This window comes from Blastocatellia bacterium (genome assembly GCA_025054955.1).
Lineage (GTDB): Bacteria > Acidobacteriota > Blastocatellia > HR10 > J050 > JANWZE01.
In genome coordinates, this window is the sequence record JANWZE010000031.1 from 111,857 (window position 1) to 137,321 (window position 25,465).

General features: G+C 57.0%; 16 protein-coding genes. 8 read left to right on the forward strand and 8 right to left on the reverse strand.

Annotation, left to right across the window (positions count from 1 at the left end):
• Positions 1-3: 3 nt before the first annotated feature.
• From NZ823_04140 to NZ823_04150, 3 genes are all read right to left on the reverse strand, one after another.
• The gene (locus NZ823_04140; GenBank protein MCS6804318.1) at positions 4-1,527 is read right to left on the reverse strand and encodes a right-handed parallel beta-helix repeat-containing protein; all 1,524 of its coding nucleotides are present in this window, start codon (positions 1,525-1,527) and stop codon (positions 4-6) included.
• Positions 1,528-1,563: 36 nt separating this feature from the next.
• Entirely contained in the window at positions 1,564-2,370 is an 807-nt protein-coding gene (locus NZ823_04145) for an MBL fold metallo-hydrolase (GenBank protein MCS6804319.1), read from the reverse strand.
• A gap of 430 nt (positions 2,371-2,800) precedes the next feature.
• Positions 2,801-3,415, reverse strand: coding sequence for a sigma-70 family RNA polymerase sigma factor (locus NZ823_04150; protein MCS6804320.1), 615 nt, complete (start codon positions 3,413-3,415; stop codon positions 2,801-2,803).
• Between the two features lie 485 nt (positions 3,416-3,900).
• Here NZ823_04150 and NZ823_04155 point away from each other — a divergent pair, with 485 nt between their 5' ends.
• From NZ823_04155 to NZ823_04165, 3 genes are all read left to right on the forward strand, one after another.
• Positions 3,901-4,749, forward strand: coding sequence for a DUF6345 domain-containing protein (locus NZ823_04155; GenBank protein MCS6804321.1), 849 nt, complete (start codon positions 3,901-3,903; stop codon positions 4,747-4,749).
• A 17-nt stretch (positions 4,750-4,766) separates the two neighbouring features.
• Positions 4,767-5,750 carry a hypothetical protein gene (locus tag NZ823_04160; GenBank protein ID MCS6804322.1) on the forward strand — a complete coding sequence of 328 codons (984 nt, stop codon included), beginning with the start codon at positions 4,767-4,769 and terminating at the stop codon, positions 5,748-5,750.
• Between the two features lie 254 nt (positions 5,751-6,004).
• Complete coding sequence (locus tag NZ823_04165; GenBank protein ID MCS6804323.1) at positions 6,005-6,892, forward strand: right-handed parallel beta-helix repeat-containing protein; 888 nt, start codon at positions 6,005-6,007, stop codon at positions 6,890-6,892.
• Positions 6,893-7,704: 812 nt separating this feature from the next.
• Here the strand turns inward: NZ823_04165 and NZ823_04170 are convergent.
• The 5 genes from NZ823_04170 to NZ823_04190 all read right to left on the reverse strand — a co-directional run bounded on the left by NZ823_04170 (position 7,705) and on the right by NZ823_04190 (position 12,839).
• Entirely contained in the window at positions 7,705-8,475 is a 771-nt protein-coding gene (locus NZ823_04170) for a lactate utilization protein (protein MCS6804324.1), read from the reverse strand.
• A 105-nt stretch (positions 8,476-8,580) separates the two neighbouring features.
• On the reverse strand, positions 8,581-10,011 hold the full coding sequence (locus tag NZ823_04175) for a LutB/LldF family L-lactate oxidation iron-sulfur protein (protein ID MCS6804325.1): 1,431 nt from the start codon (positions 10,009-10,011) through the stop codon (positions 8,581-8,583).
• 60 nt (positions 10,012-10,071) lie between these two features.
• On the reverse strand, positions 10,072-10,794 hold the full coding sequence (locus NZ823_04180; protein ID MCS6804326.1) for a (Fe-S)-binding protein: 723 nt from the start codon (positions 10,792-10,794) through the stop codon (positions 10,072-10,074).
• Between the two features lie 99 nt (positions 10,795-10,893).
• Complete coding sequence (locus tag NZ823_04185) at positions 10,894-12,330, reverse strand: alpha/beta fold hydrolase (protein ID MCS6804327.1); 1,437 nt, start codon at positions 12,328-12,330, stop codon at positions 10,894-10,896.
• Between the two features lie 320 nt (positions 12,331-12,650).
• Complete coding sequence (locus NZ823_04190) at positions 12,651-12,839, reverse strand: hypothetical protein (protein ID MCS6804328.1); 189 nt, start codon at positions 12,837-12,839, stop codon at positions 12,651-12,653.
• Between the two features lie 129 nt (positions 12,840-12,968).
• Here NZ823_04190 and NZ823_04195 point away from each other — a divergent pair, with 129 nt between their 5' ends.
• The 5 genes from NZ823_04195 to NZ823_04215 form a co-directional block, all read left to right on the forward strand.
• Positions 12,969-14,063 (forward strand): lactonase family protein, encoded by a 1,095-nt coding sequence (locus NZ823_04195; GenBank protein MCS6804329.1) that lies wholly within the window; start codon positions 12,969-12,971, stop codon positions 14,061-14,063.
• A 161-nt stretch (positions 14,064-14,224) separates the two neighbouring features.
• Complete coding sequence (locus NZ823_04200; protein ID MCS6804330.1) at positions 14,225-18,352, forward strand: beta-propeller fold lactonase family protein; 4,128 nt, start codon at positions 14,225-14,227, stop codon at positions 18,350-18,352.
• A gap of 314 nt (positions 18,353-18,666) precedes the next feature.
• Complete coding sequence (locus NZ823_04205) at positions 18,667-21,030, forward strand: mobile sperm domain-containing protein (protein ID MCS6804331.1); 2,364 nt, start codon at positions 18,667-18,669, stop codon at positions 21,028-21,030.
• Between the two features lie 179 nt (positions 21,031-21,209).
• A complete protein-coding gene (locus tag NZ823_04210; protein ID MCS6804332.1) occupies positions 21,210-22,361 on the forward strand; it encodes a beta-propeller fold lactonase family protein in 1,152 nt (383 codons plus the stop codon).
• 156 nt (positions 22,362-22,517) lie between these two features.
• A partial coding sequence (locus NZ823_04215; GenBank protein MCS6804333.1) for a beta-propeller fold lactonase family protein occupies positions 22,518-25,465 on the forward strand: 2,948 nt, incomplete at its 3' end.

Genomic DNA, 25,465 nt, shown 5'->3' on the forward strand with positions numbered 1-25,465 from the left:
ACATCACTGCCCTTTGGCCCTAGGGCCTACGAACTCATCGGCGCCGATGTCAAAACCAGCTCCGAAGGGGCGCCGGTCGCCGTCCACATCATCGGTCACGCCGGCATTCACGCCTGCGTCTATGGCGGCTGAACCAGCTTGCAGATGGTGCGTGGCATCCAGCCGAGGATCGCCACGTAGCGGATTGACGGCCTCGAAGATTGGCATGCCGGCTTCAGCAGCGTGCAATACGCCGACGCGATTGGTCAGCGTGTTGATGTGCCGGATGCGGACCTCGCCGCTGACCTGATGCCCGACGAACGCGCTGCCAGCCGAGTCAATCAGCGTGTTGGTGAGCGTTGCTCTAGTCGGAGCTCCGCCCAGACGTAGCGCACTCAGCGCTGGTTGGGCAGCCCATGTTAGGTGAGCCAGGCGCAGCTCCATTTCACCAGAGAGGACATCAACATTGAACACTGCGCCAAAATCTCCAGGACTGAGCAGCGTGTTGGATGCTAACACAACGTTGGTCATCTGTACGCTCGCTGCGCTGGTTCCTTGTTTAATCAAGCTAATAGCTGCGCCCTGACTGCGCGCCTGGTTCTGTCGCATGATCACGCGGTTCAGACGCAAGGCCGTTCCCTCGAACGTCAATCGGGCTTCCAGCGCACCGCCATCATCGCTCACCCTGTTGCCGGTGAAAGTCGAGTTCTCAATGGAGATTCCCTCATCCGGTTGGAAGATAGCCAACCCGCCGCCGTAGCTAGCAGCTTGATTCCTCTCAAAGCGACTATTGACGATGGCGACGCTGCTGCCGAAAACAATATTCAGTCCGCCCCCCGAACCACCGGAGCTTGGTGCTTGGTTGTCAGTGAAGGTCGTGTTTTCCACCCGACTGCCACCGATGAGCTCCCACAAATAGGCCCCGCCGCCGTCGCTAAAGATGCGCGTGCGACTGGCAATGTTGTTAGTGATCGTGCAGTCGCGTAGATGCAGCCTCACTCGAAAGGCAAACAACCCACCGCCGCAATCGCTACCGGTGCGCGAGCAGACCAAGCGGGCGACGCCGGGCGGATTGCCCAGTCCGCTATAGTCCCCATTGGTGATGGTGAAGCCGGCCACTGTTACCGTCTGGGTCCCATTACCCACAATCGAGATGCCGCGCCCTTGACGCTGCGCATCTATCACAGTGGGATTCTGCGTCGGGTTGGGTTGCGTCCAGTTGGTCGTGCTGTAGCCGCCTTGCAAAGTCAGGCTCTTCGTGATGAGCACAACCTGCCTGAAGCTGTTGCCACCGACCGTCGCCGTGGCCACTCCCGTGTAGGTTCCCGCGGCCACGCGAATCTCGTCGCCTTCGGCAGCCGCGTTCACAGCCGCTTGAATCGTGCTGAAGCAGGGAGATTGTCCACCGCAGGTTGGGTCTGTGGCCGAAACGTACAAAACCCCAGGATGAGCGCCCGTCGCAGAGACACGCCAGGCCTCCACTGGCATGAACGCCAATCCTAGTGCGAATCCTGAGAGAGTCATGATCAGCCAGTGATTACCCTTCATCGCTCCTCCTTTTCTTGTTGGTTTGCCCGACGTGAGCTAGATATCGAGGCTCAATCCGTCATAGGCAATGATCACCGAGCCGGGGAATATTTTAGCAATCTCTGTTTTCACGTCCAGCGCATCCAGCTCCGGATACAAATGCGTCGCCACCAACCGCGCAACCTTGGCGCGTCGGGCCAACTGGGCTACTTCAGGGATGGACATGTGTCTGACGTCCGCGCGCGGCTTGGCGAACGAACACTCGGCGATGAGCAGGTCCAAGTGGTGAAAGAACTCGGCCAGGTCATCAGCATAAGCCGTATCGCCCGTGTAGCCGACGCTCGTGCCGCGTTCGTCTACGCGCACAGCGAGGCTTTCGCTGGTGTGTGGCGTCTTGTGCAAGCGCATCCAGTGGCCAGGCAGCAGAACATATTCACGCCCCGGCTCCACGTCTTCAATTTCAACGGGGAATCGGAGCGTCAGTAATTCGTAGCCAACGGCTTCTTCCCACATCTTGAGCAGACGCGCCGTGCCGACGGGGCCCATGATGCGCAACGGTGCAGTGCGTTGCTCGACACCTGGACTATGCTTGAGCGCAAACAGCAAGGCAGGCAATTCGGCGATGTGGTCAAGATGAAAGTGAGTCAAAAACACGTGTGTGATGTTGACCCAATCAAGTCCGTAGCGCGGCATGGCGTGCAGCACGCCGGCGCCGCAATCCAGCAGCAGCCGCAGCTCATCCGTTTGCACCCAAAACCCGGCTGAATTGCGCGCCCGGTGCGGCACGCTCGTACCCGAACCTAACACCACGATTCTCATATCCTCGTCGGCGATGATTGTGCCTAATCGGGAAACTGATGGCAAGCAGTCAGCTCGAATGAATAGAGGGTTTTCTGCTCAAAAGACGCTCCGGCTCAGAAAAAATTTTTTGTTTTCGGCGTCATGGCGAGTGCGCAGAACATAAGCCACGTTCATGAAGCCAAGAAGCATGGTAGGAACTGAACCGACTGAGCGCGAATCTGCGATCGTTAGTCGGCATTTGGTATGAGCTTGCTACTGAAGCAATTTCATAGACTCTTGAGCACGTGGCACAGGCGTTCCCGCCGGTGCTCTATTTTCATGCTTTGTGGCGTGCGCGGAGAATAAGGGCGATTCCTCGGAAAATGATTACGGAGGGCAGCCATGGAAAAGGCTCTTTGTGAGCTCTGTGACGGCGTTAGCTTCATTCATGCCTCGCCTTAAAATAGGTTTGTAGTCAGGCGATGCGTCGCCCTCTAATGCGCGATCAATGGCCCTACGCCGAACGTTTCATCGAGCGTGGCATGCTGTTGCATTGCGAGTTGCCTAAAACAACCTTATTGCGCGTACACTTCAGCTTCCTTCTGAGCCGGCAAGCGCGGGTGTAGGAGGTTGCTGAAGAAAGACCACTGACGCTTAGCCTGCTCTGCCGCTCAGCGTGCTCAGCTAGAAGCAGCGAAAGGCACTGCTGCTCATCGGGACTGAGTCTTTGCCAGAGCCAGTGCATCACCAACTCGAATACTTTGGTCTCGTAAATCACATCCGGCCGTGACCTGTCTCCATCAGCGATTGAGAACTCGGCTTCAGATAATGGACTGAAGAGCTGCTGCGCGCGCGTGGTTCGGCGAATGTGATCACCAACCTTATGGTGGATCGTATGGCATAACCAACCTGAGAATTGGTGAGCCGGCAGGTGCTTCAATTTCTGTACAATGGTGAGGAGCACTTCTTGGGCGACATCTTCGGCATCTGCCTTGTTGCTGATGCGGCAGTTCACATAGTGGCACACTACATGAGCCACCTCGCTCCAGAACAGCTCTATGGCTTGGGCGTCCCCCGTGCGGGCGGCTTCCAGGAGCAACTGTAAGTCTAGCCGTCCTCCTCGCGCCATATCATCCCTTCCTCCCAAGCTGTCACTGTGGCAGCTTTGATCTGTGGTTTTCTCTTTTCCGGTGCCCGGACTTGCACCGACCGTAATAACCGCCATAAATAAAAGACGGATTTTTTGCTCAATAATCCTTCAAGCTCAGAAAAAATTTTTTGTGTAAGATTTTTGCGTCTCGAGCAATAAATAAAGGTGGAGGGGAAAGAGCCCCTCAATCCTTAACGGGCATCAGGGTAGAGCAGACGCTGGAGGTGTTACATCGCGTGTTTAAGACCAACTCCACCACGGGCCGATTAGGGCGGAAGATGCGCCGAAAGAAGGTGACGGAGAACCACAGTTTACCGGTGCTCCATGAATCCCATTGTCCTCAGAGGGAAGCCTCCACAAAAGGCGTATTGAGGTCCGGAGGTGTGGTGTAGTTGAGACGAGGGTTCGCACACAACTGCGGAACTCTTTTGCGTTTAACTCTAACTTTGCTTGAAGGAGGAAAGATGATGATACAGAAACTACGCTTGCATGAGATACTCATCGCGTTTGTGATTTGCGCGTTTCTTATCAGTTCCTTACCCTTAGAGACCACGTCGGCTGGGATTGACGATGGCAACCCTAGAGAAGTGGGAGTTGAGTGGGTCAATAGCTACGGCGGCTGCGCCGGTAATCTAGGCAATTGCGATGATGATGCCGTCGGCTTCTATAATCGCCTGCGCTCAGCCGGCTGGACGGGCAATTTCAACTGGGGGGATAGTAACGCCTGGGAGGAAGACTTCAAGAAGGTCGCGCTCGGCGGCACTGACGCGACCTTTATTGACACGGTGGACTTCGCCTACTCCTGCGGTCATGGCTGGGAGTACGGGATGGTTTACAATAGTAGTAGTGGCACGCGAGACGACTGCTATCTTGAGTTCGCTCCCTGGAAGGCACGGGAGCCGCAGTGGGGCGATCTCGATCTGGATTGGATCGTCCTGGATCACTGCCTGACACTGGCTTACAACAACGGCGAGGTCTTCTCGAAGATGCATCCCTCCTGGAGTGACAATTCGCAGAATGTCATGAGTGGAGTTCACATGATCCTGGGATTCGATACGATCGCCTACGACACGGGCGTGCGAGGACCCTACTTCGCCAGCTTGCTGGTGGGAGATTATTTCTGGCTCTTCTGGAGACAACTCAAGATTCGGGAGGCCTGGTACTACGCCACCATCTGGTCGGAGCCCTCAACGACCCGAGGCGCTTATTTGGGCCAAGGGACTACCAGTGAGGATTTCCTGCCGGGCATCGGTGGACAGGGACCCGATCCCGCCGTGAATGCGCCTCTCTATTACTCCAGGTGGACAAACTAGGCAAGGAGGAAACGACAATGGCAAAAGCAACTAGAATATTACTGCTCACGGTCATGTTAACGGGAATCAGCTTTGCCCTCATCCATGCTGGCACACCCGCTGCACAGGGCGGCCCGCCAGAATTTGTGCTGGAAACCACGAGGCCCAGCGTTGGTCGGAAGGTGAAGATGTATAAGACCAGGACGGTGAATGCGGCGGCCGAGGCCACCCGATTGCGAGCCAGCATGGGGCTGAGAGGTCAAGTGCGGTCGGCCAACCAAGGCGTCAGCATCAATGATGGGGATAGAATCCTTGGCGTTTTCGAAGGCAGCGGCGCTGTCGTCTTTGCGGATCGCGGAAAGCTCTTCAGCACGGTCGCAGGACAAAGTTTGCCCAACCGTGGCCAGGCTATGAATATCGCTCGCGATTTCTTCAGCAGGCATGGGCTGTTGCCAAAAGAAGCTCAAATTCTCGATGTGTCCGAAACGCGAACCGCCACCGTGACTGGCCCGAATGCCACTCCCTCGGAGGTGGTCAATAACCTCGTTGTCCATTTCAACTTCAAGATTGAGGGCCAAGAAGTCGTTGGCCCAGGAGCTAAAATGTCCGTCACTATTGGAGCCAATGGAGAGGTCATCGGCGCCTATCGAGCCTGGAGAGACATCGAGTCAGAGGTGGAGGTGGACGCTGGCACACCCGATAGAGCACTGAGTAAATTCATTGAGATCAGCCGGGCGAGTCCGCCCAACCTGTTCAAGACGGCGACGCTGAAACCGGTCAACAAGGTCAGGATTCGACATTTTCAGGTGGGATACATGCTCGCCCCTGGACCGGAAGGCTCCCGAAACACCCTCGAACCCGTGTACGTCTTCCGAGGGAAACTGGAGGGTCACCGTGAGCCGGACGAAGTTCAAGGTAATAGAAGCAAAGGCGCCATTGATGACTTTGAATTCTGGCTGCCGGTGGAAGCACGAGCCCTGGAAGCCGTGTCTGTGAAAAATCCTCAGCCACCTATGAGGTAAGCCGTTTATCGAACAACTCCCCACCGTGGAGATCAACCTCATGGTGGAAAGTTGGATGACTTATGGTACATAGGAAAGCCTCGGTCGTGATTCTCCTGCCTCTGCTGCTTGCTGGGGGAGGATTCCTTCTCTCTCTTCCATGCTCAGCCACGAGCGACATTGTTTGGAAGGCGCGAGACAGCCCGCATCTCATCAGGCAAGACTTCACGGTGCGAAGCGGGGATAGACTGACCATAGAGCCAGGCAGTGTTGTGATGGCAGCGGCAGGGGCGGGGCTCATCGTCGAGGGAGTATTGAGGGCCCATCGGGTGACGTTCACCGCCCTCGCCGGTGAGTGGAAAGGCATCGTCTTGAAGAATCCAGACAACAAAGAGAGATCATTGATCAAGCACTGTTTGATTGAAAAAGCGCAGACCGCGATACTGATCACGAGTTCTTCTCCGGATGTCATCAACAACACTATAAGAAAAAATCAATATGGCCTCATCACCGAGAGGACAGGAGCCTCGCCCAACATCGTCAATAACCTCATTACCGAGAATCAACACATCGGCGTCGGCTGTTTTCCTAATTCGCTGGCGCATGTGACCGGTAACACGATCACAAAAAATCGCGCTGGTGTCAAAATGGGGTGGTCCTCATCGCTCATTGCTCGGAACAACATCATGGACAACGAGCTGGGCATTGACATGAACTTCTCTTCTCCTCACGTCGTTGAGAATGCCATAACGAACAATTCGATTGCCATACAGAGCCAGCAAGAGTCAGCGCCTCTTGTCTTGGAGAACGTCATCCTCAGCAATGGAGTGAACCTGAGGAACACAGATCTCAACATCACGGTTGTCGCGCAATATAATTGGTGGGGGACAACCGATCAAGCGCAAATTACCCGAACCCTGGAGGGTAAAATCCTTATCTTGCCTTTTCTCAGCCAGCCTCCAGAGTGGTTTAACCCCGGTCCTGGTCTTCGAGAAGCCAACAAGATCAACAGGCGATCCAAGAAGTCATATCGAAGATCAGGGCCAGCGGCCGATCAATCACGGTTTAGAGACCGCGCTTATATGAGTTGGCTAGACGGATGGCATAAATTCTGGCACCGCCAGCCCCAGAGGGCCACAGGTAATAGCCTAGGGCAGAGCTGACAGCCGCCCTGCGAACCACGCCCCCAAAGTGAGTGAGCCCCGGCAGCGGTGGGTGACCACGTTGCTACATGTGTAACGTTTGGAACGGAAGACGTCCAAGGTCAGCTTGCGCCGGAGGCGCGAACAGCAGGTAGCCAGATGTGCAACGTCTGGAACAGCAGACCAAACAATCGTGGCGCGTTGGAGACGCGCCAAGAGATGGGTGTTCGCGGCGAGCGGTTCACTTGCATGAGCGACCCCATGGGAGCACTGCTGGCGCCTCCCCAAGGCGCCTTGGGGATTGGGGGATGATGTCTGCCCCAGACGTTTCACGTCGGGCTACCCTCTGGCGGCGTCTAACGACGCCGCGTCCCGAGATCGCTCCTGTATAGCGGTTTTCAAATGCCTTTACCCGGGGAGCGCCCGCCTTGCGGGCTAATGGACGCTGGAGTGTGCGCTGCCAGGGTAGATTGATTCGCAAACCGCTCTAAAAATTTCATGGTTCGTGGCGAGCGCGGAGCTGATGGGCGATTCCTGACTTTATCTTGGAGTGCGCCGGCAGAGCGAAGCGGCGACGGCGCTTTCTCCTTCGAAAAATAGCCCACGAAACCCACGAACCTCACCAAAGAATTGTATTTCGTTCGTGGCGAGCGCGGAGCTGATGGGCGATTCCTGTGAAAATCGCTGGGAGCACGCGCCTGCGGGGCGTGCCCGCTTCAGCCCACTTGCACGCGGGCGCTCCCAAGTTTTCGTGCTTCGTGGCGTGCAATTGCCTAGGGACGATTCCTTGAGGATGTGGCGCAGGCGTTCCCGCCGGTGCTACACGAGGGAATTTACTCCAGCACCAACACGTGCAGTTGCTTGGGTCCGTGCACGCCGAGCGTCAACGTCAACTCAATGTCTGCCGTGCGGCTGGGGCCTGTGATGAAAATCACATCGCTGCTGGACGGTGGGCGTTCGCTCTGCAGGATGAATTCAGCCACGCCGGGCAAAAGTTGATCAGCTTTGATGATCGCCAGATGAACCGGCGGCAGCAGCGAGACGAGTCGGCCTTCTGCCTTTCCAGTTCGCAACACTAACGTGCCGCTTTCGGCCAAGCCCGCATCAGCGCCAGTGATGCCGATGTCCGCTGTCATCAATTGACGCTTGTATTGATCCAGTCCATCGGATTGTCCTTCTGGAGGCAGCGAGATGATCTCGGCGCCCTCTTCGATCAGGAGGGCTTCTACCGCTAATGAATTGAGTATCGGCGCTGCCGAAAGGGCAACGCGCTGCACGTGATGACGCCGGACGACATCCCTGATGTACGCCTGAGCTTCGTCAGCATTCCGGGCGACGAGCACGTCCGCGCCCAGCATCGTCAGTTCATCGGCAAACCGGCGCAGCAAAGCTTCTCGGTCATTGTGCGATGACGATGATTGAAGGCCCTGAGCGGCCTCAGCATCTACTCCACAGATGCTTTTTGCTGCCGAGAATGCGGATAACGATGATTGAAGGCCCTGCGCAGCCTCAGCATCATGTGCGCTCGTCGAGGCACTCCGTCGAGCAGCCGCCAAGTGCTCGCACACCGATTGTAAAATTCCCTGCTTATCTCCATCACTCATAAATCATCCTCACCGCATGGTTCGCTGCTCACCGACGACGAATCACGAACCCCGAATCACGACCCACGAACCCCGAATCACGACCCACGAATCATGAATCACAGATCACGAATCACGCACTCCGGCTTCCCACCGCTCTCGAAACGAATGCGACGCCAGTGGCGGCAAGTCTCTATGTTTGGTCCATTGGGAGAACGGGTAGAGGGGCGCCCGCTGAATCGTTCCGTCGGCGACAAAAAATTTCTGTATCCAGCGAGCCAAGATCGTAGCCAGCCGATACCGCCTCTCACTCCGCATCGCGAACGCCCATACGGCCATTGCCGTGCGTTCTGACCAGGGCGGGCGAATCTGTTGGGCTGTAGGATTTTCCTTCACCTGATGTCGAAGCGCCAGCAGCAGCTTAGGGAAGTCAATGCGCACCGGACAGGCATCGCGACACGCGCCGCACAGTGATGAAGCAAACGGCAGCTCGCTCGCTCGACGCAAGCTCAGCAACTGAGGCGTCACGATCGCGCCAATTGGCCCGGAGTAGACCCATCCGTAGGCGTGGCCGCCGACCTTGCGATAGACCGGGCAGACGTTCAAACAAGCTCCACAATGAATACAGTAGAGGGCGCGGCGCAGCTCCGGGTCTCGCAGCATCGCCGAACGCCCATTGTCTACGATCACGACATGCAGCTCATCCGGGCCATCTGGCTCATGGGGCCGGCGTGGGCCGGTGATGAATGAGACGTAGGCCGACATTTTCTGACCGGTGGCGCTGCGCGGCAACAATCGCATGAAGACGGCCAAATCGGCAAATCGTGGGATGACCTTCTCCAGACCCATAATGGCCACGTGAACCCGCGGCAACGAGGTGCTCAGTCGAATATTGCCTTCATTTTCTACCAGCACAATTGTGCCTGTCTCGGCCACCGCAAAGTTGACGCCGGAAATGCCCATGCCTGCTTGATAGAATTTTTCTCGCAGCGTGCGCCGCGCCGTGCGCGTTAGCTCTTCGATGTCATCGGTCAGCGGGATATGGAGTTTTTCGGTGAATAATTCCGCCACCTGCTGCTTGCTCTTGTGAATCGCCGGCGCGATGATGTGCGATGGCGGTTCGTGGGCGAGCTGGATGATGTATTCACCCAGGTCCGTTTCCACTGGCGTCACGCCGGCTCGCTCCAACGCCTCGTTCAGTTCAATCTCTTCGGCCATCATGGACTTGCCTTTGACGGCCAACGTCACGCCGCGCTGCTTGGCCAGATGCACCACGTAGCGGCACGCTGCTTCAGCGTCGCGCGCCCAATAGACGTGTCCGCCCAATGCCACGACGCGTTCAGCAAACTGCTCCAAGTAGACATCCAATTGCTCAATCGTCTGTTTTTTGATTTGCTCGGCTTGCTCGCGCAGCCGCTCCCAATCCGGCGTGTGCGCCGCCGCCATTTGGCGTACTAGCATGAATTTGATCGTCGCGTTCTGGAGCGCGGCCTGCAACTGCCGATTGGCCAGCGCCACGCGCGTGTTTTCCTCGAATCGCTCGGTCGTGATCTGCATCAGTCCCCCATTGCTAACAGTTCAGCAAGGTGCATGAGCTTGATGCGGCCGTGATCTGCATCACTCCCCCATTGCCAACAGTTCAGCAAGGTGCATGGGCTTGATGCTGAGGCCGCGCCGGCTCAACACGCCGGCAAGCTGCATCAGACAACTGCTGTCACTGGCGACCACCACGTCGGCGTTGGTGCGCTTGATGCCTTCAATTTTATCGTGCGCCATCGCGCCGGACACATCGGCCAGTTTCACCGAAAACGTTCCGCCAAAACCACAGCATTGATCAGCGTTGTCCATCTCGACAAACTCAATATCGCGCACCGCCCGAATGAGCCGTCGTGGCTCATCCTTGATCCGCAGTTCTCTGAGCAGGTGGCAGGCATCATGATAGGTGACCCGACCGTGATACCGAGCGCCCACATCTTCGACGCCCAGCACATTGACGAGGAAGTCCGACAGCTCGTAAACCCGCGCCCCCACCTCACGGGCTTGGCGGGTCAGCGTCGGATCGTCTTTGAACAGCTCGCCGTAGTAGTGCTTGACCATGCTCACGCAGGAACCGGACGGAGCCACAATGTAGTCAGCCTCGGCAAAGATGTTCAAGAACCGCTTCGCCAACTCGTGCGCATACTGCCGATAGCCGGTGTTGAAAGCCGGTTGGCCACAGCAGGTTTGTCGCGGATCGAACGTCACTGTCACACCCAGTCGGCGCAGCACCTTGACCATGCTCTCGCCCACCGAAGGAAAGAAACTGTCAACCAAGCAGGTGATGAACAACGACACACGCATCCTGTTTATGAGCCTCTCCCAATGGCGCAGCGCAGGCGCCAGATGAACGACACCGGATGTTTGGCTGATTCAAGCGTCATCGGTGTTCAAAGCAAAAACCTATTGTATTTTAGATTCTAAAAATGCCAACGAGTCCGGCAGCGCCTCACGCACGATCATTAAATGTTCGCACGGCGCATATTCCTTGTATTGAAAACAGCATGGTTCGAGCCGATTGAAGGCATCGCGGGTATTACGGACAGTGGCGCGCAGCAATGCGAGCTCCTGAGCGCCGACGGCCAAGAAGACTGGTTTGTCTTTCAACGGCGCCAGTGAGGCATCGCTGCCCGCTGCATACACGGCGATGCCGGCAAACGCTGTAGGATTTTGCAATGCGGCGGCGAATGTTTGAAATCCGCCCATCGAATGGCCGATCAGCAGCACGCGGCTGCGGTCAACATTGAGATGAGCATAGGCCAGCTCCAGCGCCGCCCACACATGATCCAATTGGCTACCGGCGCGTGGAGCCAGCACGTACCAGCCTCGAGTGGCAGCTTCCGTAAGCACACGACCGAGTCCGTACCCTTCAAAGAAAAGATGTTCGTTGCCACCAGCGCCGTGCAGCGCAATGACCAGTGGACGCGGTCCCGACAGCATCGTAGCCGGCACAAAAAGCCGGAAGTAGTGGATCGTATCGTTCACGCGCGCGCTGACCCAGTGGTCGCCGGGTTGATTCTGCCACCATCGTCCGCCTTGCTGCCATTGAGCCACAGCATGCTCAGCCTGCGCCAGCAAGCGGCCAATCGGGTAATTGGTCTCTGGCGTGGCGCCGGCCAAGGTCTCTGACACAATCTGTAACCAGTGGCGCACCGACTGCCATTCAAAATCAGCGACCTGCTTCTGAAATGAAGCGAGCTGCGCTTCCAGTGACCGCAGCCGAGCTGCCGCGTGCGGCACGAGGCTCAACGGCTCGCGCCATTGCCGATGAACAGTTGCGCCTTCGACGATGTGCAATTCAATCTCGTACTCACCTTGCCCAAGACCACCAGTGGGCATGGTGAAGTCGGCTGGCACATTCAACGGCGCGATGACGCCCGTCGCCACGACGCGATCCTGCTGAAGCAGTGACCACCTTGCTTCCAGTGGTTGCCTTGCACGTGGCGTTGAATAAGCGGTGTGAAGCGTCCAGCGCGGTATCGCTTCTTGCGTTGGGTCAAGCAGGCGCGGACCGCGAATCACGAGCGCGTCGGCCAGTTGTCGCTCCGGCGATGGCGTGCCCTCTTGTTCGAGTCTGAAAATAGCTTGCGCGACCGAGCTGCACGTCTCGGCAAAACGATTGCGGAAAAAATTGGTGACCGCCTGTGTGATCGTTGGCACAGCCCGCGCGCGGGCTTCTTCGGAGTCTCTGGCTCGCTCCCATGCCGCATCCAATGCGATCAACTTCACAGCCAAGTCACGCCGCGTGGCGTCAGTGGTTTGGGCGACAGCGACGCTGCTCAAGCAGAACAAAATCACAACGGCACGAATGATAGATTGAGCAAATCCGGTGTGTCTCATAGTGACTCCTGGTGGTTCATTGATTTGAAGGCGGCATTGTAAAGCGTTGCAGTGAATCTATCAACATTGAGCTTGAGAAGCGTAGGAATTTAGTTGGTCAGTTTCAGCGCCACGGGGCTGCGTGTTGCTCACTGATTCTTGCTCGAGCTTGCCATGCGGTTTGGCTCACGACGATTCGCGGAGCAGGCACGGCTCAACACGTTGCGCCGGGGTTGAGTTGTTAAGTCGCTGGCTCGACGCTCCAACTTTTCCACGTTTTCGATTGACATTTTGAATGAGTGCTTTATAATGAGGGCAGCCCGGAAGATAATTCAGGATGTTTATAAGCGTGTTCGGCTCGTATCCAAATAACAATGCACATAAGTTAACAGGCTCCTTTTCTCTTGGAGTCGTGACCCGAACTCGTGTTGTGTCGGTGGAGAGAACTGATTGCCATCATACGCCTCGACAGTGCGTTGAATCGCCTCTATTTTGTAATCACCTTGCGCCTGTGAGTACGCGTTCGTCATAACTGCATCCAGCCCGGGACGTTTCGAGTATCATCGGTTTCGCAGCGCAGATTCTCAGCGCAGAAACCGACAGTGGTTACATTCAAAGCTGCGTCAGCCGCTTTGAATGAGAGGAGAACGGAGGATGTCATGAAGAATAGGGCTTCGCGTTACACAGTGGCGAGCATTCCGATGCTTTGCCTCGCTTCACTTCTGGTGCTGATTATCATTGGGCTTGGTGGTGGGACGCTGCCGACGGTGAGCAGCGCGCCACTTCAGGCCGGCCGATTCCTGTATGCCGCCAATAAGGACTCCAGGAATATCTCCATGATGCGCATTTTGGCGACCGGTGTACCCGTTTCGTTGGGCGCACCCATCAACGCTGGGCAAAAGCCGCATGCGTTGGTCCTGCATCCGAGCGGCCAATTTTTGTTTGTCGCTGATGAGCAAGCTGGCACGATTAATACATTTCGCGTGAATACGATCACCGGTGTGTTGTCGTCAGCCGGCTCTTATGCTGCGGGCAAACAGCCAATGGGTGTCATCGTCAATCCCAACGGCCAGTATCTGTATGCGAGCAATCACGGCAGCGACAATATCTCGATGTTCCGCATCAACACGGCGACGGGAGGATTGATTCCGATGGGCTCGGTCTCTGCCGGCAAACAGCCGTTGGGTCTGGCTATTCATCCATCGGGCCGGTTTGGTTTGGTGGCGAATAAAGGATCGAATAACCTCACTGGTTTTCGGATCAATCCGAGCACAGGGATTCTGACGCCGTATGGGAATCCGATCCCTGTGGGGGTCAATCCGACGTCGGTGGCTATTTCACCGTCTGGCACAATCGCAGTGGTGACAAACCAGCAATCCAACACCTTGTCGGTGTTCGCCGTATCGCCCTCGACACAGACGCTGACACCGATTGGCCCGCCTGTGCCGGTTGGCAATGGCCCGACATCGGTGACGTTGACGCCATCGGGCACGGCTCTCGTGGCCAATCAAAATTCGAATGATGTGACGGTGATCAGCGTCTCGCCTGGCGGCATCGCGCCGATTGGCTCCGTGCCGGTTGGCGGCAGTGGGCCGGTGTCGGTCTCGGTTGATCCAGGCGGCGGATTTGCTTACGTGGCGAATCAGAATTCGAATAACGTGAGCGTGATCTCGGTGTCGCCATTCGGCCAACCGATGTTTGTTGGGTCCGTGCCAGTTGGTTCGACGCCATCGTCGGTCATCGTCGCGCCCTGAGCAGCGCCCAATGAGTTTGCAGATCGGATTGGAGCGATTGATTCAGCATCGGTCTATTGTCGGCGATCCATCCGGAATCCTCTTTTTACTGATACCATCATTCAAGGTGCGGCTTCGGTAAGCCCGGCCGAACCGCCAGAGTCTTTGAAGGAGAAAAGGTCATGAAGCAAGTTCATATTCGGGCATTCAGCCTCTTACTAACTTTGTTCCTCAGTATTCCACTGGGCCTCTTCGCTTACGCTGACAGGAGCGACCTGTCAGGAGAAGCGACCGTCTCTGCCGATTCTTCATTCGATGTTCCTTATAGCGTGGCTCAGCACGGCGAAACTGAAACCATCACCGCGACCCTCCAGGGCGAATCGCTTGATGAAGCTGATACTCCCTTTCAAGCAAGCACCGAGTTGAGCGTGGATGATGGTTCGTTTGAAACGGCGCTCGGATTGAATCAACCCGGCACAATCTACCTGATCAACCGATTGCGTCCACCCAGCTATCCGGCCACGCTCGTGCAACTGCGCATTCCGTTTCGCACCAACGATAACTTGACGGTTGGCTCATCCATTACGCTGTTGGTCGGCACAAACCCTGACGGCGATGCCGACATTGATGGGACGTCGTTTCAGCAGTTCAGTGGCACAATCCAAAGTCTCGGCCAGTTCAACCTCTACAATACACCGGCTGTGACGATCAATGCCGGCGATTTCGTCGTTGGCTTTCGCATGACGATTCCGGCAAACGTCTTCCCCGGCGCGCTGGACACGTCATCGCCGTCGCGTCGGTCGTATGCTTCGACCAACGGGGTGAATTTCACGCTCGTGGATGACATCAACAATAACGTGCCGGATGGTGATCTTGGTATTCGAGCGATTGTCAATTTGCAAACGTCGTCTGCGCAAACGGGCGCGTTGCTGGCTTCTTACGTTTCCAACAACGATACCGGGACCGGCGATCTGACTACCATCCGCGACCTCACAACCGGTCAGTTGGGCACTACCATCTTGACCCAAGGCAACAATGCCGAAGTAGTGGTCGCGCCCAATGGCCAATATGCGCTGGCGCTGCCCACTGGCAATGGCGATTCGGTCTCAATCATCACCGGATTAAATCAACCTAATCCGGTAGAGAGTCGTGTCTTGCCCATCGGCAATACGCCGAATGCAGCAGCCATCACACCCGACAGCAGCACCGCGATTGTATTCAATGCGTTCACCAATCCGGTGTCGTACCGCATCATCAGCAATTTGCCCTTTAATCCATCTGTATCGCCACTGTTCACCATTCCCAATACAGTCACCGGAAACAATTCGGGCGTCGAAGATGTGGCGTTGTCGCCATCGGGTGATACGGCAATCGTTTCGCTGTTTGACGATGATGAGGTCGCCATCATTGACGGCATTCGCAGCGGATCGCCGTTTGTCCGAGGCCGCGTGGACGTCAGAGATGGACCGAATGGCGTGGCATTTGGTCCTGATGGCAACACCGCCTTCGTCGCCTGTTCGCTCGACGACAGTATTTGCGTCGTTTCCGGCTTGCGGCAGGGCGTTCAACCGTTCTTTGTTCGCCGCATCCGCGATAATGTTCGCGATACGCCGCAGGCCATCGCGCTCGTGCCGGGACGCTCGCGGATCATCGTGACCAACACCGGCGATAATAGCGTGTCCATTTTCAGGATCGTGGGCAATGGCGATGATTTGCAGCATGTCCAGAGACTCTCGGTAGGTTCTGCGCCCGCCGGCTTAGATGTATCTCAGGATGGCAGCGCGGCGCTAGTGGCCAATGCCAATAGCCGGACTGTCTCCGTGCTACGCGGCATTGATACATCAAGCCCTTATGTCGCTGCCACGCTGGGCGGTTCGTCACCATGGGATACGGCTGTGTTTGCTGAACGCTCTATTGCGTTCGTGAGTGGCGTCACCGGCACAGGTGGCGGGATTCTGGATGTTTCAACGACCTCGTTGACATTCAATACTCAGGTCGGCGATACCACGCCTCCTTCGCAACAGTTCCTCGTGCGTAACACAGGCAACAGCGCGTTCTCATACTCGATCAGCAACAACAATCCAAGCCTGGTCACGCTCTCGCCCGATAGCGGCTTCCTGCAACCCGGTCAGTCCAACGTCATCACTGTGTTTGTCACGCCGCCAACATCTGCTGGGACGCGGCAAGCGGTGTTGACGGTGAGCGCGCCGGGGGCGCAGAACAGCCCGCGAACGGTGACAGTGATAGTGAACACGACAGGGGCGCCGGCCATTTTGGATGTTTCGCCCACATCGTTGACGTTCAACACGCAAGTTGGTGGTGGGAATCCGCCAGCGCAGAGCTTTTTGGTGAGAAACATTGGCAGCGGATCGTTCACCTACTCGATCAGCAACAGCGATCCGAGTTTGGTTAGTTTCTCGCCGAGCAGTGGGACAGTGTTTGGCGGACAATCGCAAACGGTGACGGTGTTTGTGAGCAATCCGAATCAGGCTGGGACGCGGCAAGCGGTGTTGACGGTGAGCGCGCCGGGTGCGCAGAACAGTCCGCGGACAGTGACAGTGATAGTGAACACGACAGGGGCGCCGGCCATTTTGGATGTTTCGCCCACATCGTTGACGTTCAACACGCAGGTCGGAGACACGACGCCGGTCTCGCAAACGTTCTTGGTGAGGAACATCGGCAGCGGGTCATTTTTCTATAGCATCAGCAATAGCAATCCGGGATTGGTTTCGATCTCGCCTGATAGCGGAACCGTATTTGGCGGACAGCAACAAACTGTGACTGTCTTTGTCACGCCGCCGACCACAGCGGGCACGCGCCAGGCGACCTTGACGATCAACGCGCCGGGGGCGCAGAATAGCCCGCGCACTGTGATTGTGACGGTCAATACAACTTCTGCGCCGGCTGTTTTGAATGTATTCCCCAGCTCGTTGACATTTGTGGCGGTTGTCGGTCAGGGGAATCCGCCGCCGCAGCCGATTACGGTGCAAAACACCGGCGGCGGCTCGCTGACATTCACCATCACCACGAGTGGCGCGCCTGTGAGCGTGGCGGAATCGAGTGGGACGTTGCTGGCCGGTCAGTCACGGTCGGTGCCTGTCTCGGTGATCAACCCGAACACGCCGGGCACGACCACGTCGCAACTGATCGTCAGCGCGCCGGGCGCGCAGAACAGTCCGTTTATTGTCAACATCACGATCATCACCAATCCTGGTGGCGGCATTGATCCCAACGAACCGAACAACAATCCGCAATCGGCCACGTTGTTGAATGTGCCATCATCGGGTCAATCGCTCTCGATCACCGGCGCCGGCACGCCTGATGATCTGGGCACGAATTTGATTCAGCTCATTCAGGAGTGCGGCAACGATGGATTGATTCAAGATTGGTTCCGCTTGAACGTCTTCCAGCGCGATGCCTTCCGCTTCACGCTGAGTTCACCGACGTCGAGCGCGGATTTCGATCTGTATCTCTTCCAGGAGGTCAACAATCCGGCCACGTTCCCTGATGGCGTGCAATTGATGAGCAGTTCGACGCTCGCTGCTGGCCAGCAAGATGTGATTGGCTCGCGCGTGTTGGAGCCGGGCACCTACTTCCTCGGCGTGCGGCGCGTGCGTCGCAATGATAGCAGCGACTTCCAATCGGCTAATTACACGCTCACCGTCGCGCGCAGTCAGTCACCGGAGCTGCACGTCATTGAGGATGTCGCTTGTGTTGGCTTCCGCGTGGATGACGACTCAACGAATAATTACTACGTCGTCAACCGCGTGCGGCCGACCAGTTATCCGGCGCGGCTGGAGGCGATCTCGGCGCTCTTCTTCCCGCATGAGGGGCGACCGTCGCCCAGTGGCCGAACCGTGCGCATGATTGCGTTTATTGATCCCAGCGGCAGTGGCACGCCTCCAGCGAATCCGTCGCTGGTGGTGAACCAACTGCTGACGATCAGTCTGCCGGGCGATGGTCGAGGTCGGTTCAATACGCTCAATCTCGGCAGCAGCGGCCCGGTGATCAATTCAGGTGATTTTTACGTCGGCTACATTGTGGACACGAATAACGGCATCTTCCCCGATGCTGGTCGCGTGCTCAATCAGAGCCTGCGCTCATTCGTTTCTACAAACAACGGACAGACGTACCAAATTCTCAACATCGAGGATCCGAGCACCGGGCGATTGTTCAACGTGGCCATCCGCGCGACGGTGAATACGCGCCCGTTTGGCAAAGCATCAGCGGAAGCGCCAAGCGAGCTTTCTGGTCGTGATGGCATTGAAGCGGCTTTGCCGCGAAACCTCTCGGTGAATGTGCAGCAGTAATCACGTATGGGCGTGTGGGCGGACGAGCCAGTAGCGTTCCATCCACACGCCCATGCACGGGGTCAAGGTCGGTGGGCGTGTGACGGAGGACACTTCGTGCATGCGCCCACACGTCCGGTCTTGTGAGAAATAGCCCATGCGCAGAAGCACGCGACGGAGCAAGAAAACGGGATTCGTCGGTGGCGTTCGTATGTCTCGTGGGCTCTTTTTAAGGGAATCGCCCATGAGCTCCGCGCTCACCACGAACGATGAAAATACAATTCTTTCGTGAGGTTCGTGTGTTTCGTGGGCTCTTTTTATAGGGAGGAACAAACATGAAGAAGAACCGACCAGTAAACTGCATCCTGACGCTGGTCGTTGGGGCTTGCTTAGGCTTGTCAAGTTTGACAGGGCATCTCGTCAATGGGTTGAGCACGTCGGCTGCTTCACCGCAAACGGAGAAATATGCTGTGGCAGCCAACGCGATCACTGCCGTGGCTGATGAGTCGGACACGCCCGCTCAATTCACGGAGTTATTTGTTGATGACGGCACATACGAAACGGCGCTAGGCGCAAATCAGCCAGCGACGCTCTCCTTTGTCAATCGGCTGCAACCGCCCAGTTATCCGGCGACGCTCTCGCAACTGCGCATCTTCTTTCGCATTGGCGATAACCTGACACAGGGGGCTGCAATCACATTGCTGACCGGCGCCAATCCCGACGGTGATGCCAACATTGATAACACACCGTTTACGCAAACGCCGGCCACCATCGGCGCGCTCGGCCAATTTAATAGCTACAACGTGCCGGCGCTGACGATCAACTCTGGCGATTTCGTCGTTGGATTCCGCATTACTATTGCGGCCAACGTGTTCCCCGGCGCATTGGATACAACGCCGCCGTCCAATCGCCGATCTTACGTGTCTACCAATGGTATCAATTTCACTATCGTGGATGACATCGGTGGCGGAGTTCCCGCTGGAGATTTCGGTATTCGCGCCATCGTCAATTTTCAACAACCCAGCTTGAGCGTCTCGCCCACCACGCTCACGTTCAATGTGACGGCTGGCGGCCCGCCGCAATCGCAGAATTTCACCGTCCAGAATGTGGGCAGCGGTAGCATGAACTTCACCGTCTCGAGCAGCGACACCAGCTTAGCGACCGTCTCCCCGACGGCCGGAACATTAACGGCACTACAATCAACCGTCATCACGGTGTTTGTCATTCCGCCCAGTCAACCCGGCACACGACAGGCGTTGATCACAGTGAGCGCCCCGGGCGCGCAAAACAGCCCGCAGACAGTGACCGTGATCGTCAACGCGAGCGGTCCGCCAGGGATTCTGAACGTGTCACCTACATCGCTCGTGTTCAACACGTTTGTTGGCGATACAACGCCGCCATCGCAATCGGTGACAGTGCAAAACACCGGCGGCAGCGCGTTCACCTATCTGGTGAGCACGAATGACGCGAGCTTGATCAGCTTCACACCCACGATGGGCACGCTGGCTGCTGGTCAATCCAGTACGCTGACCATTTTTGTGACGCCGCCGGGCGTGGCCGGCACACGTCAGGCCACGGTCACGATCAACGCGCCGGGCGCGCAAAACAGCCCGCAGAACGTCAACGTGACCGTGCAAACGCAGTTGGCCATCGTGAACGAGAGCGAGCCCAACAATGATCCGCCAGCGGCCAATCTGTTGCCGGTGCCGGGGCGAGGTCAGACGTTAACCGTGAATGGAAATGCGCGACCGGGTGATGCCGGATCGGATACTAACCAGATTGATAACGAATGCATGCGTGATGATCTGGTACATGATTGGTTCCGATTGAATGTGGCGCAGCGTGACAATTTCCAATTCACATTGAATTTTGGCCAAGCTGACGTGGACTACAACCTCTACCTGTTCCAGCAATCGAATGATCTGACGCTGTTCCCTGAAGGCGTGCAGTTGCTGGCAGCGGCTACAACCGACACGGGGCAATCGGAAGTGATCGGCCCGCGCGTGTTGGAAGCAGGCGTCTATTTCATCGGCGTCTCGCGTGTGCGGCGCGGCCTGTTCGATGTGCAACGGGTGGATTACAGCTTGCGCATTTCACGCGGCTTGTCGCGCGAGTTGCATGTCATCGAGGATGTGGCTTGTGTTGGCCGGCTGATTGATGTGGCGGGCAGCGTGTTTGTCGTCAATCGCGTGCAGCCGACGGCCTATCCGGCGCGGCTGGAAGAGATCAGCATCTTCTTGGCGCAGCATCCGGGGCGACCCTCGCCCAGTGGCCGACCGGTTCGGATCATTGCCTTCGTTGATCCGGCTGGCGGCAACACGCCGCCGGTCAATCCGCCGTTGGTCGTTGATCGGACGATTCTGGCCAGCGTCCCCGCCAATCAGGGTGTCTTCAACACGCTCACGCTGGGCAGTGGCGGCCCGGTGATTAACTCCGGTGTGTTTTATGTCGGCTTTGTCGCTGACCCGGCCAACGGGATTTATCCGGATGGCGGCCGCGCGCTCAATCCGGCCATTCGCTCGTTCCTGTCGTTCAACGGTCAGACGTACCAACTTTCTACAATCCAGGATGGAGCAGGACGATTCTTCAACGTCGGCATTCGACCTGTGATCAATACGCGCCCGTTCGGCAAGACGAGCGAACCGGTTGAACAAGAGAAGCTGGAAAGGATTCGCCCGCGAGTCGTTCCAATTGAGTAAACGCAGCAGACCGAGACCCAGGGCCCCTTGACAAAATTTCAGTCTTGAGTTTTGGGTCTTGAGTCTCGGTTGTTCTTGATTTATTCTTATGCACCCGCACTGAGCTGATGTTGATTGAGGGGGGAGTGACAGTGGTGACTTCAATGGGTATCAGTTCAGGCACTCACTAGGAGGACGTTATGAAGCAATCGGTCATCTCACGTAATCGGTTTCTCATCATTCTCGGATGTTTCTTGCTTGTTGGGTTGACGGTGCTTGGTGGAAGCTACAGTGCACCGCCGCCACCACCGCCAGCTCAACTGACGCCTGACGGTCAATTCGCTTTCGTGAGCAACAATGGCTCGTCAGATGTCTCCATCTATACGGTCAACAGCAACGGGTCTTTGCAACCGGCTGGAACTGTACCTGCCGGCTCTGGACCACAGGGCATTGCCGTCGGACCGGCGATGCAGCCGTCGCCTTATGCCATCAGCGGCCAGCCGGTTTATGTGGTCAATGAGAACAACAACTCGGTGGGCATCTACACCGTCAACCCGTCATCTGGTCAACTGACGCCGGTCGGCACAGTGGATACAGGCGGCAATCCGCAAGCCGTGGCCATTGATAACAGCGGGCACATGGCTATTGTGGCCAATACGGGATCGAATACGGCGACGGTCTACGCCGTCAGCCCAACCAATGGGAATTTGACGCCGATGCAGACCGTGCCGACAGGGCAAAATCCTACGGCTGTGACCATCAATGACATGAATAATCAAGTCTATGTCGCCAATAGCGGCTCGAGCAACATCAGCGTCTATAGCATGGACATGAGCAGCGGCACGGTCAATCCGGTTGGCACGGTGAGCATGCCGCCGGGCGCTGGCCCGCCTAGCTCCATTGATGTGCTGCCCAGCGGAAATGTGGCCGTGGCGACCAGTCCCTCGACAAACAACATGAGCGTGTTTCTGGTTCCACAGAATCCGGCCGTTCCGCTGATTCCACTGGCTGCTATACCAGCGGGCAATGGTCCGACCTCGATTGACATCGGTCCAGACGGCGTGGCCGCCGTGACGCTCACAGGCGGATCAGGAAAACAACCACTGGGATTGGTGGCGCTCTTCCAGATTTCACGGACAGGAACCGTGACACCGCGTGGCATCGCTCTGACTCAAGGGAGCGGCCCGGCCGGCGTGGCATTTGATCCGAAAGGATTTTTCCACGTGACCAACAGCCAGTCCAATACAATTTCGTCGTTTGCCGTGATGCCCGGCAGTGGCGCAATGTTTCTGGGAACAAGACCGACGGGCCGGTCGCCTAAGGGCGTTGCCTTGGCCCTTCGTCGCAACTAGCATTGGATCAGTTTTTGGATTGCTTCAGCTCAATCGAGCAGCGAGCTGGCAATCCAAAAACTCGTGATCACGATGGAAAACGAAAGTTCTCGTGCGGGCGCTAGTGGCCCGAGTCGCCTGCACGGACATGAACAAATCTCAGGAGGAGACAAGATCGTGAAGCACATTCGTACTCATCAAGCACTCGGTTATTTCCTTGCCATTATCATAGGAATTCCGTTAGGGCTATTCACACTAGGACAACCAGGCATGACGCAGCGGCTGGCAGCCCACGCCGATTCATTACAACAAGAGATCGCCGTTGATGACTCGGGCGTGGTCGAATATGACGATCAATTGTCGGTCGCTGATGGTGAGCTGGATGCGGTTGCCAGCGTTGCTCAAACCACGGAGCTGAGCGTGGACGACGGCTCGTTTGAAACATCGCTGGGATTGAACAGCCCCGGAACAACCTACTTCGTCAATCGGCTGCGACCGCCGAGCTATCCGGCTACGTTGTCGCAGATCAGAATCTTTTGGCGGTCCGCGCAAGGCATCTCGGTCAACCTGCCGGTGACGTTGCTTGTTGGCACCAATCCTGACGGTGACGAAAACATCAACGGAACTACGTTTCAGCAAACCAACGCCACGATTCAATCGCTCGGTTCGTTCAACAACTATTCGGTGCCGAGCGTGACCATCAACTCTGGCGATTTCGTTGTAGGATTTCGCGTGCAGTTTAATTCGCCAACGTTCGCCGGCGCTACCGATACCAGCCCAACATCGAACCGCCGGTCCTATTTCTCCACTGATCCTGCCGGCGCGACGTTCACCTTGACCGAAACCATTCCCAATATCGGCGGCGGCAATCTGGGCATTCGCGCCATCGTCACCGTGCAACAACAACCGAGCGGCGGCGTGGACGCCCTTGTTGCTTCCTACATTGATCCGAATCGCGGCGACAACGGCACGGGTGATCTAACCAGCATCTTGAATATCGCCACGACGCCAACAATCGGCAGCAGCATCGCCACACAAGGCAATAATGCCGAAGTCGTCATCGCGCCGAACGGTCAATACGCCATCGCCTATCCCACCGGCGCGGGTGATTCAGTCACGATCATTAACAATTTGCAATCGAATCCGGCACAAGGCCAGACGATTCAAACCGGCAACACGCCCAATGCCGTTGTGATCACACCCGACAGCAGCACTGCCATTGTGTTCAATGCGTTGAGTTCGCCGGTCACCTATCGCATCATCCAAGGTTTGCCCAGTTCACCGGCCGTATCAGGAACGTTTTCCATCACAGGCGCGAATAACACGGTGGCTGAAGATGCCGCTATCTCGCCAGCCGGCACGACTGTGCTCGTCTCACTATTCAATTCAAATCGGGTGGTCATCCTCGGCGGTTTTCCTGGCGCGCCCACATTGCGCGGCACGATTGACACCGATCAAGGACCCAATGGCATCGCGTTCACACCCGATGGCAATACGGCATTTGTGGCGAACACGCTTGGCAACAGTATTGAGGTCATCTCCGGGTTGTTGCCCGGTAATGTCCCATTCGGCGCAAACCGCGTGTTCACCGGCGTCGGCCCCAATCCGCAGGCGATCGCTTTAACACCTGACGGAACCAAGGCGCTGGTGACAAACACGGGCGGCAATACCGTCTCGGTTTTTCAGGTCAGCGGCACGAATTTGACCTTATTGCAAAACCTGACCGTCGGTCAATCGCCTGCTGGATTGTCCATCTCATCCGACGGGCAGATCGCGCTCGTGGCCAATGCCGGCAGCAACACGGTTTCAGTCATTCGCGGATTGAATACGCCAAATCCGTTTGTCGCCCAAACACTCGGACCGGCGCAATCCTTGGATACGGCTACATTCGCCGAGCGCTCCGTTGCGTTAGTTCCAAGTGGCGCGCCGCCGCCACAAGCGCCGGATTTCGTCGTGGAAAACCTGAGCATCAGTCCAACCAGCGCAGCGCCCGGAGCTAACGTCACAGTTAATTTCACCATTCGCAATCAGGGGAATGCGACAGCCGGCAGCGCTACCCACACCATTGTGCTGTCACCGGACAACAACATCACCACTGGCGATCAATTGTTATTGAGCGTAGCGACGCCGGCACTGGCGGCAGGCGCGGCGCAGGCATTTTCGCAGACAGTGACGATTCCTGGGAGCGCGGCAGCCGGGACGCAGTTCATCGGTGTGATCGCGGATGCGCCGAACGCGGTGGCCGAATCGAACGAAGGGAACAACACGGCAGCGACGCCGATCACGATTGTGGCGCTGCAACCTGATCTGATCGTGCAGAACCTCAGTGTGAGTCCGACGACGGCCAACGCTGGATCGAACGTGACGGTGAGTTTCACGATTCGGAATCAGGGCAGTGCGTCGGCAGCTTCGACGAGTCACAACATCGTGTTGTCGGTGGATAACGTGATCACCGGTGCTGATCAGGTGTTGTTGAGTGTGGCGACGCCTGTGCTGGCGGCTGGTGCGCAGCAAGCGTTCACGCAGGTGGTGACGATTCCTGCTGGAGCGGCAGCGGGGACGCAGTTCATCGGTGTGATCGCGGATGCGCCGAACACAGTGACAGAGTCCGACGAAGGGAACAACACGGCTGCGACGCCGATCACGATTGTGGCGCTGCAACCTGATCTGATTGTGCAGAACCTCAGTGTGAGTCCGACGACGGTGAGTGCTGGGTCGAGCGTGACGGTGAGTTTCACGATTCGGAATCAGGGCAGTGCGTCGGCGGCTTCGACGAGTCACAACATCGTGTTGTCGGTGGATAACGTGATCACCGGCGCTGATCAGGTGTTGTTGAGTGTGGCGACGCCTGTGCTGGCGGCTGGTGCGCAGCAAGCGTTCACGCAGGTGGTGACGATTCCTGCTGGAGCGACAGCGGGGACGCAGTTCATCGGTGTGATCGCGGATGCGCCGAACGCGGTGGCCGAATCGAACGAAGGGAACAACACGGCAGCAACGCCGATCACGATTGTGGCGGCGCAGCCCGATCTGATCGTGCAGAACCTCAGTGTAAGTCCGACGACGATGACTGCTGGGTCGAACGTGACGGTGAGTTTCACGATTCGGAATCAGGGCAGTGCGTCGGC